Source organism: Nonomuraea sp. NPDC003709 (assembly GCF_040610775.1).
GTDB lineage: Bacteria > Actinomycetota > Actinomycetes > Streptosporangiales > Streptosporangiaceae > Nonomuraea > Nonomuraea angiospora_A.
On record NZ_JBEXMW010000013.1, the window covers coordinates 246,166 to 259,138 of the forward strand.

11 protein-coding genes are annotated in these 12,973 nt (G+C 69.1%); 5 read left to right on the plus strand and 6 right to left on the minus strand.

Features of this window, described 5'->3' with window-relative positions; genetic code table 11:
* Positions 1 to 14: 14 nt before the first annotated feature.
* Positions 15 to 422: an RNA-binding S4 domain-containing protein gene (locus ABZX61_RS35315; protein WP_355200419.1), complete on the plus strand. Its 408-nt coding sequence runs from the start codon at positions 15 to 17 to the stop codon at positions 420 to 422.
* Between the two features lie 548 nt (positions 423 to 970).
* On the opposite strand, the gene ABZX61_RS35320 is transcribed toward ABZX61_RS35315, so the two are convergent.
* Together ABZX61_RS35320 and ABZX61_RS35325 are read right to left on the minus strand one after the other, a co-directional pair.
* On the minus strand, positions 971 to 1,384 hold the full coding sequence (locus tag ABZX61_RS35320; protein ID WP_355200420.1) for a hypothetical protein: 414 nt from the start codon (positions 1,382 to 1,384) through the stop codon (positions 971 to 973).
* 197 nt (positions 1,385 to 1,581) lie between these two features.
* Positions 1,582 to 2,841: a cytochrome P450 gene (locus tag ABZX61_RS35325; RefSeq protein WP_355200421.1), complete on the minus strand. Its 1,260-nt coding sequence runs from the start codon at positions 2,839 to 2,841 to the stop codon at positions 1,582 to 1,584.
* 255 nt (positions 2,842 to 3,096) lie between these two features.
* Here ABZX61_RS35325 and ABZX61_RS35330 point away from each other — a divergent pair, with 255 nt between their 5' ends.
* Positions 3,097 to 4,122 (plus strand): M36 family metallopeptidase, encoded by a 1,026-nt coding sequence (locus ABZX61_RS35330; RefSeq protein WP_355200422.1) that lies wholly within the window; start codon positions 3,097 to 3,099, stop codon positions 4,120 to 4,122.
* 329 nt (positions 4,123 to 4,451) lie between these two features.
* On the opposite strand, the gene ABZX61_RS35335 is transcribed toward ABZX61_RS35330, so the two are convergent.
* The 3 genes from ABZX61_RS35335 to ABZX61_RS35345 form a co-directional block, all read right to left on the minus strand.
* On the minus strand, positions 4,452 to 4,604 hold the full coding sequence (locus ABZX61_RS35335) for a hypothetical protein (protein WP_350727303.1): 153 nt from the start codon (positions 4,602 to 4,604) through the stop codon (positions 4,452 to 4,454).
* Between the two features lie 41 nt (positions 4,605 to 4,645).
* On the minus strand, positions 4,646 to 5,062 hold the full coding sequence (locus tag ABZX61_RS35340) for a DUF4189 domain-containing protein (protein ID WP_355200423.1): 417 nt from the start codon (positions 5,060 to 5,062) through the stop codon (positions 4,646 to 4,648).
* A 648-nt stretch (positions 5,063 to 5,710) separates the two neighbouring features.
* A complete protein-coding gene (locus ABZX61_RS35345; protein ID WP_355200424.1) occupies positions 5,711 to 6,841 on the minus strand; it encodes a helix-turn-helix domain-containing protein in 1,131 nt (376 codons plus the stop codon).
* A gap of 206 nt (positions 6,842 to 7,047) precedes the next feature.
* On the opposite strand from ABZX61_RS35345, the gene ABZX61_RS35350 reads away from it, so the two are divergent.
* From ABZX61_RS35350 to ABZX61_RS35360, 3 genes are all read left to right on the plus strand, one after another.
* Complete coding sequence (locus tag ABZX61_RS35350; RefSeq protein WP_355200425.1) at positions 7,048 to 8,301, plus strand: aminotransferase class I/II-fold pyridoxal phosphate-dependent enzyme; 1,254 nt, start codon at positions 7,048 to 7,050, stop codon at positions 8,299 to 8,301.
* A gap of 35 nt (positions 8,302 to 8,336) precedes the next feature.
* Complete coding sequence (locus ABZX61_RS35355; RefSeq protein ID WP_355200426.1) at positions 8,337 to 9,503, plus strand: acetamidase/formamidase family protein; 1,167 nt, start codon at positions 8,337 to 8,339, stop codon at positions 9,501 to 9,503.
* Positions 9,504 to 9,862: 359 nt separating this feature from the next.
* The gene (locus tag ABZX61_RS35360) at positions 9,863 to 11,629 is read left to right on the plus strand and encodes a LuxR C-terminal-related transcriptional regulator (RefSeq protein ID WP_355200427.1); all 1,767 of its coding nucleotides are present in this window, start codon (positions 9,863 to 9,865) and stop codon (positions 11,627 to 11,629) included.
* Here the strand turns inward: ABZX61_RS35360 and ABZX61_RS35365 are convergent.
* The gene (locus ABZX61_RS35365; protein ID WP_355200428.1) at positions 11,610 to 12,593 is read right to left on the minus strand and encodes a DUF5996 family protein; all 984 of its coding nucleotides are present in this window, start codon (positions 12,591 to 12,593) and stop codon (positions 11,610 to 11,612) included. The genes ABZX61_RS35360 and ABZX61_RS35365 overlap by 20 nt on opposite strands.
* Positions 12,594 to 12,973 lie beyond the last annotated feature (380 nt).

Below are 12,973 nucleotides of genomic sequence, written 5' to 3' on the forward strand. Positions count from 1 at the left end.
AGTACAGTGTCGGGGTGTCAGGTGAGCAGGTGAGTGCGCGGGTGGACAGCTGGATCTGGTCGGTGCGGCTGACCAGGACCCGTTCGATCGCGTCCGACGCCTGCCGGGGCGGTCACGTCCGGGTCAACGGGGTACGGGTCAAGCCCGCGCACGTCGTCCGGGTCGGTGACGAGATCCGGCTGCGGCACGAGGGGCGCGAACGCATTGTGGTCGTCTCCCGGATCATCACCAAGCGCGTCGGCGCCGCCGTGGCCGCCGAGTGCTACGTCGACAAGAGCCCTCCGCCTCCTCCGCGCGAGGAGGCGGTGACGGTGGCCGTCCGGGCTCGTGGCGCGGGTCGCCCTACCAAACGCGAGCGCCGCAGCATCGACAAGCTGCTCGGGCGCCGGGCGGCCGAGGAGCGGGGGCCCGCCCCCGAGTGAACGGTTGGCCGCGTCGCTGAAGTGGGTGAGACCAGGGCGGTTTCTCCACAGCTATCGCATGGCCGCAGGCGGGGCGGTACAACGACAACCGGGTAGTCGACGGCAAGAGCGCCAGAACAAGCAGAACCGGTTCTTCGTGGACACCAAGACACCCGGCCATCCGATGGTGCTGCGTCACGAAGTGGCAGTGCAACGGCGCCAGGTCGGACGCCCCAGGCCGGACCGGGCCGATCGAGCCGTCCTGGCGGCCTTGGCCCGGTGGCTGCCGGCGGTGCTGCGCGCCCATCGGCTGGTTACCCCGGCGACGCTGCCGGCGTGGCATCGTCGTCTGCTACGACGGGCCTGGACCTAGATCAGCGAGGCGACCGTGCGGCGCATTCCGCGCTCCCGCCGCTTCGCTCCGGCGCCCCGTCATCTCCTGGCGCCCCTTTCTACGTTTGCCGGCCAAGGGGCTCCTGGCCTGCGACTTCTTCCACGTTGAGACGATCTTCCGGCAGCGCCTCCACGTGTTGTTCGTGATGGAGGTCCGTACTTTGCCGAGCGCTGGATCAGGACGGTGCGCGCCAGTCCGGGGAGGTGGAGATGGTCATGATGGCTCCCACCGCCGTGATCATCGTTGGCCCGACCAACCTTAGCCAGTACAAGTCAGGCAGACCGTCGAAACGAGTCACCAGCCCGTCGGCTTCACTGGGCCACGTCGTGGCCGTGCGCAACAGCGGCATGAGAGTGATCTCGTCGACGAGTGACGATGCGATGTCCGGACCCTTGTCGACGGTGACGTGCCGCACGTCCTCCAGCAGCAGGCTCACCATCGGCCATTTCAGGGTCTGGACGATCTTGATGTCGAGATAGTCGCGCTCGCCGAGAGCCGCGAAGGCCACCGTGTCGAGGAAGCCACCGGCGCAGTGCGCAAGCACCGCGCCGGCTCGCTCACAGGTCATCTGAACCGTGTTGTCCACCATGGGTTGCTCAGCATGGCAGGTTCTCGCCCGTGTGGTGGGACAACGTCTTGTCGCCGGGTCCTGACGGCGTGTGACAGGGCGTACGAGCACGCACCGAGCACGGCCGACATCACTCACGATCACTCCACCGATGACGACAGCCACCCCTGATCCTGTCTCCGCTGTTGCAGTCGGCGGTCTCGCCCGAGTCGGCACGCTCAGCCGTCCTTCATGACGTAGCGGATGGGCAGGCGTTTGAGCCCGCCGACGAATGTGGTGGCGGTCCACACGGGCTCGCCGTCGAGCTCGACGCTCGCCAGCCTGGGGACGAGTTCGGCGAAGAGCGCGCGGATCTCCATGCGGGCGAGCGCGGCGCCCAGGCAGTAGTGGATGCCGAAGCCGAAGGCCAGGTGCCTGTTGGGGTCGCGGCCGACGTCGAAGCGGAACGGTTCGGCGAAGACCTCCTCGTCCCTGTTGGCCGACGGGTACGACAGCAGCACGGATTCGCCCTTCATGATTGGCGTGCCGTTGACCTGGCTGTCAGCGGAGGCGGTGCGCATGAACTCCTTCACAGGGCTCACCCACCGGATCATCTCCTCGACAGCCGTCGGCAGCAGGCCGGGGTCGTCCCGCAGTCGCCGCAGCTCGTCCGGGTGCCGGATGAGCGCCTCCAGGCCGCCCGCGATGGTGGAGCTGGTGGTGTCGTGCCCGGCCGTGGCAATGAGGATGTAGTAGGAGGCGGCGGTGTTGTCGTCCAGCGGCCGGCCGTCGATGCGGGCGTTGGCGATCTCCGAGGCGAGGTCGCCGGTCGGCCTGGCCCTGCGTTCGGCCGTCAGCTCGTGGAAGTAGGCGAAGAGGTCCTCCAGCACGGAGGTGTGGCCCTGCGGGCTGCCGCCGCGCCCGGTCTCCTCGTCGTGCTGGCCGAACAACTCCTGCGTGAGCCGCAACATGCGCGGGAAGTCCGACTCGGGCAGGCCCAGCAGGGTAAGGATGACGTAGAGCGGATAGTGCACGGCCACCTGGCGGGCGAAGTCGCACGCGCCGCCGTACTCTGCCATCCGGTCCACGTGCAGGCGGGCGAGCTCTCGGACCCGCATCTCCAGGGCGCGCATGGCCTTGGGGCGGAACCAGTCGGCCCCGACGGCACGCAGGACGCGGTGCTCCGGATCGTCCATGTGGACGATGCTCCTGAGCGCGGTCCCCCGCGCCCGGCGCGTTTCGAGTGCGGCGTCGAGGTCCGCGGTCCTCAGCACGGGGCGCGGGGCGCTGAGCCACAGGGTGTGGTCCCGCTCGATCTCCAGCACGTCGGCGTGGCGGGTGACCGCCCAGAACGGGGTGTATCCGGGGACCTCCACGCGGTGGACGGGAGATTCACGGCGCAGCAGCGCGAGTGCCTCGTGAAGGCGGGTCTCGTCGGTGTACGCGGCGGGCCTGGCAAACGTCCGGCCGGCTTCGCTCACGGACATGGTGGGGTTCACGGTGAAGCCTCCTGTCTCATCGGGTGGCGCGACATCCAGCCGGGTCCCTTCGGCGCCGTACAGGCCAGGAGGTGCCATTCCCGCGGCGCCGTGTCCCCATGCGGGGAGTCGATTCGATCAGGACCAGGGATCTACTGCTGACCCGGTTCTCTCTGAACGTCGGTGGGGACAAACGTTGCCGCACCGACACGGGGGTGACAAAAGGATCATTGATCCCGTAAGTTCACCGGATTCCCACCAATTGGAGGATCTACGGTGAGCACCCCCCAACGTCGTATGGCTGCGGCCTGCTTGGCGTTCGGCACCATCACGGCGCTCCTCGCGCCGGGCACCGCCCAGGCCACGACCGAGCCGACCGCCACCGTCTTCTACCCCAACGCGGTCCAGAGCACGGGCGACGAGTCCCTCGTCGACGACCACGACCGCGACGGCGCGGCCTTCGCCCCGGCGTACCGCACCGTCACCCTCACCGACCTGGACAGCTCCGGCACCCTCACCGGGCGCTACGTCACGGTCAAGAGCGAGACCGGCAAGGCCGCCAAGACCGTGGACGGTGCCTTCCCGACCTGGCACCGCGACACCGACCAGTTCGAGCAGGTCATGGGCTACTACTGGGTCACCACCGCCCAGCAGTACATCCAGTCACTGGGCTTCGGCTCCCGGCTGCGCCCGGTGAACCAGCGCCAGATCGAGCTGCGGATCAACCAGTACGGCGGCGACAACTCCTTCTTCAGGGAGGACAAGGCCAACATCACCCTCGGCAAGGGAGGCGTGGACGACGCCGAGGACGGCGAGGTGATCGTCCATGAGTACGGCCACTCCGTGCAGGACGGCCAGGTGACCGGCTTCGGCACGACCCTGGAATCGGGCGCGATCGGGGAGGCCTTCGGCGACTACCTCGCCGTGGCCGTCAGCAGCTGGAAGACCGGCGTACCCACGCGGACCCCCGAGGCATGCGTGGCCGACTGGGACTCGGTCCCCTACACGTCGAGGGCCCCGCACTGCCTGCGCCGACTGGACGGCACCAAGCACTACCCCGAGGACATGGTCGGCGAGGTGCACGCGGACGGCGAGATCTGGTCGTCAGCCCTGTACGACATCCGCACCAGGCTTGGTGACACGCTGGGCAGCACGGTCATCATCGACGCGCAGTTCGACTTCGCCAAGGACACCACCTTCAAGGCGGCGGCCGAGGCCACGGTGAACGCGGCACAGCGGCACGGCGGCGACACTGCCGCGGCAGCCGTACGTGCCGCGTTCACCTCCAGAGGGCTTCTCTAGCTCTGCCGGAGCGCGGCCATCGAGATCGGGATGGAGTAGGCGGTGGCACCTCCGCCTACTCCGCCCTCACACAACCTCCAGCCCATGGCCGAAGACGGCCCCGCCTTCACGAGGAGCACTGTTTTGACCTGTGAGGCTCAGAAACTCGGTGCGAAGCCTTCGTCCGAAGAGCATGAGGCTGAGGAGCGCCAAGCTGCTGGTCAGGGTCGCCTGGGATCGTACGCCGTTACTCGGGGCCTGCGTGTTCATCAAGAGTCCACCACAGAGCCATCCCCGGCGGCCTCATCCACGCCAGATCGGCAGCTAACGCCACCCCGAGAACCGGCAGGTCAAAGGCCGAATCCTGTAATTGAGCCCCGCAGCGTCCGCATGCCACGCATGAACGCGGTCATGGAAGCGCCGTCCCGGATCCCATCACCGATCCGGCTGGAATCGTCGACCTGAACGTACGCCGACGAGACCGGCTGGGTGGAGTCCTTCACGAATACTCCCGTGCCGCTTGAACTGCACGGACGGGCCAGCGTTATCCCCATCGCCTGGTGCATTGATAGGCGATCCAGCGACCGCCGCCCGCATTGGCTACGGCGTTCCTCTTCGCCCTGGCGGGCGTGCTCCCCCTGCCGCCCCAAAAGACGTTTCTCCTGGAATTGTAGGCGACAGCGCCGCACCCGTTGACGAAGGTCACAAGGACTTTGCAGCTGGAGCGGCCGCATTCTCTCAGTGCCCGCCGTTTGGCGGAAGCCAGTGTTCTGTAGTCCCAGGACCTGCCGGTCCGGCCGTTCCGCGCCACAGCGATGGCACCGTAATAGTAACGTGCTTGACTTTTCCCCGCAGTAGCCGATGTAGCCGCAACGGCTGCCACGGGAGACGCCATAGCCAGCGCCCCGCTCGCCATAAAGACGCAAGCGGCCATAGCAGTGAGCCTCTTGCCTAGCTGCATGATGTCTTCCCTTCGTGCCGTCCAAGCGGACGGCAGCGTGGTTCGTGAGGAGAGTCTGTATTGTGCCACTTGCAAACCACTTAAACCGATAGATGCTCAAGGGAGCAATGTGAAGGCCGTCAGCGGAACGGGCAGGAGTTAAGCCGCTTGCGCGCCTCGCGGAGCGGCGCCGAGCCAATCCCGTTGCATAGGGCTTGAGCTGCACGTTCTTCAAAGCGTCGTCTATACGTGTCCCGCTCAGAAACCCGATTTCGTGCTCTGAACTGGGGTTTGCTGTGCGCGGAGGTGTTCCTGGTCACCCCTGTGACACTCTTGCGCCAGCACCGCAATCTTGTGGCGTGTCCCTCCAGGTCACAGCGCAAGCACGACAAGCGTCACGCGCAGAGGCCCGAGGTGGTCTGGAACCTCGTCTTCCCGGAACCAGACGGGACCGTATTGTGCCGGCCTCACGCGGTCAACAGGTGATCGGAACAGTCGCGGCGCCATCGGAGCGATCAACCGCGGTGGGGAGGCTCTTGTCCACGTGACAGGACCTGAGCCACGGCGGCGCTCCCAAACCCGCGTGTGATCGCCACTCCGGAGCGGGGACCTTCAACGACCCGCCGGAGGAGAACGTCGTGGCGGTCACGATCAATGTCTCCGCTCAGATCACCAGGAGCGCCCGTTCGAGGGCCGGCCGCTGAGACGGCGTGCCTTCAAGGCGAGGTGCAGGTGGGAGCGCACCAGCCCGTCGCGAAGATCCGCCCCGAGGGTCGTGGCTATCCGGTCGAGCCGGTAGTACACCGTGGTGCGGTGCAGATGCAGCGACGCCGCCGTGCGCTGGACATCACAGCCGGCATCGAGGTACGTCTCCAGGGTCCGCACAAGCTCTTCATCATTTTCGAGCGGGACGAGCACCGGATCAGGCCCCGGCGCGACGGGAAGCAACATGCGGTACGGCCCGGCGCCCGACCACGGTAGAACGCGCGGCAAGGCCGGATCCAACGCGGCCACCCCGGCCGCCGCCCTGGCTTGTCCGTACGCCTCGCGCACCGCGCGAACTTCGAAAGGCACCGGGTCACCGATCCCGATGGCGAAGGGACGACGGGCGGACTTGCGCAGCGCCTCGTCCAAGGCCGTGGGACCGCTGGGACCAGACAAGAGCAGGGCGGTCACGTGCGTGGGAGCGACGAAGCAAGGAAGCGCCCGCGGTAGAGCCGTGCCGAGGCGCTCCAGCTCGGCGGCGGACAAGGCGGGCACCTGCCGGCGGTCGCGACTGATCGGCACGCCGACGCAGATGAGAACCTCGGAGGAGAGCAGCGACGGCTCGAGCACAGCCAGCCGATCACGGGCTCCTTCCCCGGTTCGGTCCGGATCGAGCAACCAGCGGATCAAGTCCTCGCGCTCGTCGCGCCGCCCTGCCAGGACCCGGGCCAGTTCGGCGGCGGCACCCTGCAGCGCGCCGAGCGCAGTCTCGTCGAGCGCCTTACCGTCCGCGGAGGCCCACAGGTAGCCGAGGCATCGCCCATCACGCCGGATGGGGACACAGAAGCGAGCCCGTATGCCGAGCTCGGCGTTCGGGGGCAGGCGGACGACCTCCGTGGCCTTGGAGATCCCGTACCGGTTCTGCCACTCACGAATCTCAGGCGCGACCCGGCGCGACATGACCGAGGCGACGCGGGCCGGGTCCGCGTGCGCGTCCTGCTTGCTGTAGCCGAGCATTCGGCCATCCGTCGAGTCGACGAACAGTCCGCGGCCCAGCCGCTGAGCGAGGTCTTCGAGCAGGTCTTGAAGATCCATGCATGACTCTCCCTCCACCGTGCGACAAATGTCGAGACCGATACGGCACGATCTCGGCGTCGATCCGATGTGCCGGCCGCCTGTCGCTGCTTACCGTCGAACCGCACGAGCCCGAACCGGGAGATGAGACCGTGATGCGTGCCCGCTTTCCCCGACCCTGGATCTCCGCCGCGACCGAACGGCTGACGCGCGAGGTAGCAGGCGCCGTGGCTGGGCGATCCCCCGCCGCCACGTTGGAGGAGATCGGCCGCCTGGTGGCCTGGAATGACCGCATTCACCAGGCTGAGGCGGTCAATCTCAATCCTGCGACGAACGTCATGAATCCCCGGGCCGAGGCGCTGCTGTCGGCTGGGCTCGGCACACGTCCCTCACTCGGCCATCCGGCGGAGAAGTACGAGACGGGCCTGGAGGCCATCGAACGGATCGAGATCATCGCCGCCGAGCTGGCCGCGCAGGTCTTCAACGCCGACTACGCCGAGGTCCGCGTCGGCTCCGGCGCGCTTGCCAACCTGTACGCCTTCATGGCGACCTGCCGCCCCGGCGACACGATCATCGTTCCACCCACGAGCGTCGGCGGCCACGTCACCCACCACGCTGAGGGCGCCGCCGGACTGTACGGACTCACCACCGTCCCCGCCCCCGCCGACGTGGGCGGCTACACGGTCGACCTGACTGGGCTGCGGGAAATGGCCATGCGGCTCCGTCCGAAGTTGATCACCATTGGTGGCAGCCTCAACCTCTTCCCCCACCCGATCGCGGCCGTGCGGGAGATCGCCGACTCCGCCGGAGCACGCGTGCTCTGCGATGCCGCCCACATGTGCGGCATCATCGCCGGTGGGGTCTGGCCGAACCCGCTGCGCGAGGGCGCGCACCTGGTCACGATGAGCACGTACAAGAGCCTCGGGGGGCCGCCCGGCGGGCTGGTGGTCACGGACGATGAGGAACTGGCGCAGCGTCTTGACGCCATCGCCTACCCCGGGTTGACCGCCAACTCCGACGCCGGTCGCATCGCCGCACTGGCCGTCACGATGCTCGACTGGCAGGCGGAGGGGGCCGCCTACGCGCAGGCAATGGTGGCGAACGCGGCCCGGCTCGCGGCCGAACTGCGAGCACTGGACGTGCCGGTGTTCGCGGATGGGACCAGGTCGCACCAGTTCGCCGTGCCCGCCCACCGCTTCGGCGGAGGGCAGTGCGCCTCCCGCCGGCTGCGAGTCGCCAACCTGCTCGCAAGTGGCATCGGCCTGCCTATGGCGCCGGTGGCCGGCGACCTGAACGGCCTGCGGCTCGGCACCCCGGAGATCACCCGTATCGGCATGAACGAGGACGACATGCCCGCTCTGGCCGCCTTCATCGCCCGTGCTCTCGCCTCCGACAGCGTGCCGGCCACGCTGGCGGCCGAGGTCACCGCATGGCGTGCGCCCTTCACCGAAGTGCGCTTCACAGCGGTCCCTCACCGGTAAGGACCGCGTCACGCCCCCCTCGACCAGTAAGGACCATGATGGAGCCGCTTTCCCGTTACAGCGACCGCTATTTGGATGTGCCCCGGCTGACCTGCCAGGTCGGGGTCCCGCTCGCCGATCAGCCCAAGATCGGGCACAACCGCTGGCATCCCGAGATCCCACCGGCCGTGACGGTGGATCCAGGCGGCGAGGTGATCCTGGAGTCAGCCGCTTATGACGACTACCAGATCCACGACAACGGCAGTCTCGACGAGTTGCGCCACGTCGATCTGTCCCGCATGCATCCGCTGACCGGCCCGGTGCACGTCGATGGCGCACGGCCCGGTGACGTGCTGGTCGCGGAGGTGCTCGGCGTCGAACCGCTGAGCGGCATCGCCTTCGCCAACATCCTGCCCGGCACGCCCGGACTGCTTGGCGAGATCTTCCCTGACGGTTATCGCTCGACGTGGTACGCCCGCGGCGGCATCGCCGAGTCGCCGGAGGTGCCAGGCGTGCGCATCCCCGCCCAGCCCCATGCCGGAACCATGGGGGTCGCGCCATCGTACGAGCTGATGCGCCTGTGGGACGAGCGCGAGAAGCCCCTCTACGCCGACGATCGCGCCTTCCCGCCGGATCCGCGCAACGCGTTGCTGCGCGGCCTCGGAGCCGACGCCGCCCGGATGGCGGCCCGAACCCAGCCGCCCCGGGAGAACGGCGGCAACATGGATATCAACACTCTCGGTCCGGGGGCCACGGTCTACTTCCCAGTGTTCGTGGAGGGCGCACTACTGTCGCTCGGCGACCATCATCTCGCGGCAGCGGACGGGGAGTGCAGCTTCAACGCGATGGAGATGGACGGCCGCACCTGGCTACGGCTGCGTCTGATCAAGGACGGCATGGCCCGTCACCGAATCACCACGCCGATCGTCCGTCCGGCGCCCCTGGTCGCGCAGTTCGGTGCCGACCGCTATCTCGGCTTCACCGGTTTCTGCTTCCGCGGCAAGGAGCAGCGGTATCAGGACGCGAGCTTCGCCGCCCAAGAGGCGGTGCGCCGGGCCGTGGACTACCTGACAGGGCTGGGCTACAGCGGCGAGCAGGCGTACGTGATCCTGAGCGTCGCACCCGTCGAGATCCGCGTCAGCTGCATCGTCACCATTCCCAATCCGACGGTGACGCTCTACCTGCCGATCGACATCTTCGACCGGGACGTCTTGCCGAGCTGACATCCAGCCCCGGCCAGGTCGGCGATCACACCGTTCTCAGCGCCTCGGTCGGTGACAGGCGTGCGGCGCGCACGGCGGCAGGAGGCCCGCGACGATCGGCCCCGGCGGCTTGCATCGCCTGCGAGTTGTGAGCGCGGTCCTCCCGCCGGCGCGTCGAGACCCGCACGAGCTGCTGTTCCGGCCGCCGCCCCGGAGCACGCCGTGGACCTGCGGGGCACGATCCGGCTGGTCCGCGAGGTGCCAGGGTTGATGGCACTGATCGCCGGCTCCTCCGCGTCTCAGGGGCCCGGCTGGAGTTCCGGCACCCGCTGATCCGGGCGGCGGTCTACGACGGCGCCCCCTTCCTGGACCGGCAGGCCATGCACCGGGCGCTGGCCACCGCGCTGCCGACAGATGCCACCGCGGAACGGGCCTGGCACCTGGCCGCCGCCGCCGACGGGCCGGACGAGGACGTCGCCACCCTGCTGGAGCAGGCCGCCGAGCAGTGTCTGCGACGCAGCGCGGGTCCGATGGCGGCTCGCATGCTGCGTCGGGCCGCGGAGCTCACGCCGACGCCGGCCGCGGCTGCGCCCCGGCTGGCCGCCGCCGCCCGTGCCGCATGGGACGCCGGCCGCGCGGAGACAGCGCGGCAGCTGCTCGAGGACGCCGAACGCCTGTGCGGTGAGCTTCCCGTCGCGCGGCTGAGCGGCGGATTGCGCGGGATCCTCGAGTTCGCCAACGGCATGCCCGAGCGTGCCCATCGCTACCTGGTCTGCGACATGGCCGTGGTCCCCGAGGCCCACCGCGCGGTGGAGCTGGGAACGGTGGCGGTCCGCGCCGCGTGGTCGGCCGGTCGGCCCGACCTCCAGCAGGAGGCGCTCCAGCAACTGCGGGCCGTGAACACCGACGGTGACCCCGCTCTGTCGGAGCTGTTGCCCGTGCTGCGGAACTGGTGGTCCTGCTATGACCAAACCGGTGAGGTCACCCCGACCTCCCTGACCATGGCCAGCGGCACGGTCGGCCGGCTCGGTACGGCCGCGTGTGAGCTGCTCCCGCCCGTGCCATTGGTCCAGGCCTGGGGCATCGAGGGCGGGCTGCTCGATGTGCTGCGGGTGCAGGCCGCACAGCTGCGGCGTCGGCACGAGCTCACCGCACTGGCAGTGGTGTGCTCGCAGACCGCGATCCTCGACCTCGGTGCGGGCCGGTGGGATGCCGCCGAGGCCGCGGCGACCGAGGGGCTGCAGCTGGCCGAGGAGGTCGGGGCGGATCACGTGGCGACGCAGTGCCACTCGTCTCTCGGGTCGTTGGCCGCCGCCCGGGGCGACAGCCGCGCCGTCGCCGAGCACACCACCCGGATCCTGCAGGTCTCGGTTCCGCGTGGGGTGCGAGCGCTCAGCGCATCGGCGTACTGGCACCGTGGACGGGCGGCGCTGTTCGACGGTCATCCCCAGGAGGCGCTGAGCGACCTGCTGTGTCTCACCGAGCCCGGCCACGAGGCCGCTCACCCCACCTTCGCGTTGTTCGCCGCCGTGGACACCGTCGAGGCGGCGGTGCAGGTCGGGAACACCGACGTCGTCGAGGCTCAGGTCGTCATGGTGGAGGAGTGGGCACAGCGTACGGGCGCGATTTGGGCCCGCACGGCCAGCCGCCGTCTCCGCGCCCTCGTCCAGGGGGGATCGGCGGCCGAGGTCTCGTTCCGAGCCGCTCTGGACGTCGTGGGGGCGGCGGGTGATCCGTTCGAGTATGCCCGCACCCGGCTGCTGTACGGGGAGTGGTTGCGGCGGGCGCGCCGTCGGGCCGATGCCCGGCTCCAACTCGCCGGGGCCGCCAAGGTCTTCGACCGTCTGGGGGCGGGCCCGCTGCGGGCGCGGGCGCTGCGCGAGCAAGCCCTGACCCAACGACCGGCCGCCCCCCGCGTACCCGATCCCGCAACGGCAGCCGGGCTGACCGCGCAGGAGCTGCGGGTCGCGCGGCTGGCCGCGGACGGTCTGACCAACCGGGAGATCGCGGCGCAACTGTTGATCAGCCCTCGCACGGTCGGACACCACCTCGCCAATGTCTACCCCAAGCTGGGCATCACCTCCCGCGCCGACCTGGCCCAGATCGGCTTCGCGGGGGGCCTACGGTTCAGTACGGCCGGTGACTGACCCGGCGGTGGTCCTTGTTTCCTTGAGGTGCAGGGGTCCGGTGCCACCGGAAGGGGTCGTCTTCCAGCGCGGGGCGGTCCCATTGTCCGCGGTTCGCGGCGGCTTCATAGGTGGTGTGGAGGAATTCGGTGACCGCGCGGTCGGGGTCGGGTGCGGCGCGGGCGGCCTCGTAGGGCAGCAGGAACTGCTGGAACTCGGTGCTGAAGTAGGCCCCTTCGGGGCCGACCGGCTGATCGGCGAACCCATCGGGCTCGGGGTAGGCGTAGGAGTAGAAGGCGCCTTCCTCTCCACCGCCGGGCCAGAACCCGCAGCTGGACAGTTCCCGGGAATATCCCTCGACCATGACCCAGTCCCCGCAGTTGGGTACTCCACCAGGGTGCGGCGGAGCCGCCCTTCCGGAGAAGCGGGTGCAGGCGAGGTCCATCCCTCCCCAGAAGAAGTGCACCGGGCTGACCTTGCCGACGAAGTGCGAACGGAACTCGCCGATCACCCGGTTCGCCTGCAGCAACTGTCGCCAGAACAGGGTGACCGCCTCGCCGTCGTAGGAGGCGTGGACGTGGTCTTCGGCGAAGGGGATCGCCGGCTCGACCTCGTTGGGGTGCGGCCGGATCGGTGCCTCGATCCCGAGCTGCTCGAGCATGTCCAGGACCCGGGTGTAGAACTCGGCGACCGGCATCGGCCGGAGCGGGAGGCTCCGCGTGCCGCCGTCGCTGCTGCGGACCTCGAGCCGGTGGCCGACGAAGTCGAACTCGATCTCGAAGGCGCCTGTGCGGTGCGGGATGGCCGACGTCGTCAACCCGCGCGGGCTGACGTACAGGGTCACCTGCCACCAGTGGTTGAGCAGCGGAGCGTGGGCCATGCGAATCTTGCCCACGATCTGGGTCCACATGTGCAGGGTCTCGCGGGTGGGGGTCCAGTCCGAGACCCGCAGGCTCGGCCAGCTCGTCGTGGCGGGGCTGGTCATCGGTTATCACGTCCTTCGCGGCGCCACGAGAGAGTGGCGGTCGTGGTGTTCATGTCCCCGCGGACGGGCTCCACCGGTCATCGGTGAATTCCGCGCCCTCGTGCGACAACGTTGGGCGGCGGCGCGGGGCCCGCAGTGCCCGACAACGACCCGCAGCAAGACCGATATCGGCCCCTTGCGCATCGGGGCGTCGGTGACGTAGATGCCGGTTACGACTAGGCGGACCAGGACCTCCTCGTCGAGACGGACCCCGGCCTCGACGTCGATCCAGACGAAGGAACCGTCTTCTCCTTGAGTACGGCGGCGCGTGCGGGGTGGCTCACGTGCCAAGTATGGGGCGCCGCGGCCCCCGACGGATCGGTCGGTCAATCTGTCGGTCC

Coding starts and splice junctions, on each gene's coding strand:
- ABZX61_RS35320 (WP_355200420.1), bottom strand. CDS start 1,384: ATGGTGGACAACACGGTTCAGATGACCTGTGAGCGAGCCGGCGCGGTG.
- ABZX61_RS35340 (WP_355200423.1), bottom strand. CDS start 5,062: ATGCAGCTAGGCAAGAGGCTCACTGCTATGGCCGCTTGCGTCTTTATG.
- ABZX61_RS35345 (WP_355200424.1), bottom strand. CDS start 6,841: ATGGATCTTCAAGACCTGCTCGAAGACCTCGCTCAGCGGCTGGGCCGC.
- ABZX61_RS35355 (WP_355200426.1), top strand. CDS start 8,337: ATGATGGAGCCGCTTTCCCGTTACAGCGACCGCTATTTGGATGTGCCC.
- ABZX61_RS35360 (WP_355200427.1), top strand. CDS start 9,863: ATGCACCGGGCGCTGGCCACCGCGCTGCCGACAGATGCCACCGCGGAA.
- ABZX61_RS35365 (WP_355200428.1), bottom strand. CDS start 12,593: ATGACCAGCCCCGCCACGACGAGCTGGCCGAGCCTGCGGGTCTCGGAC.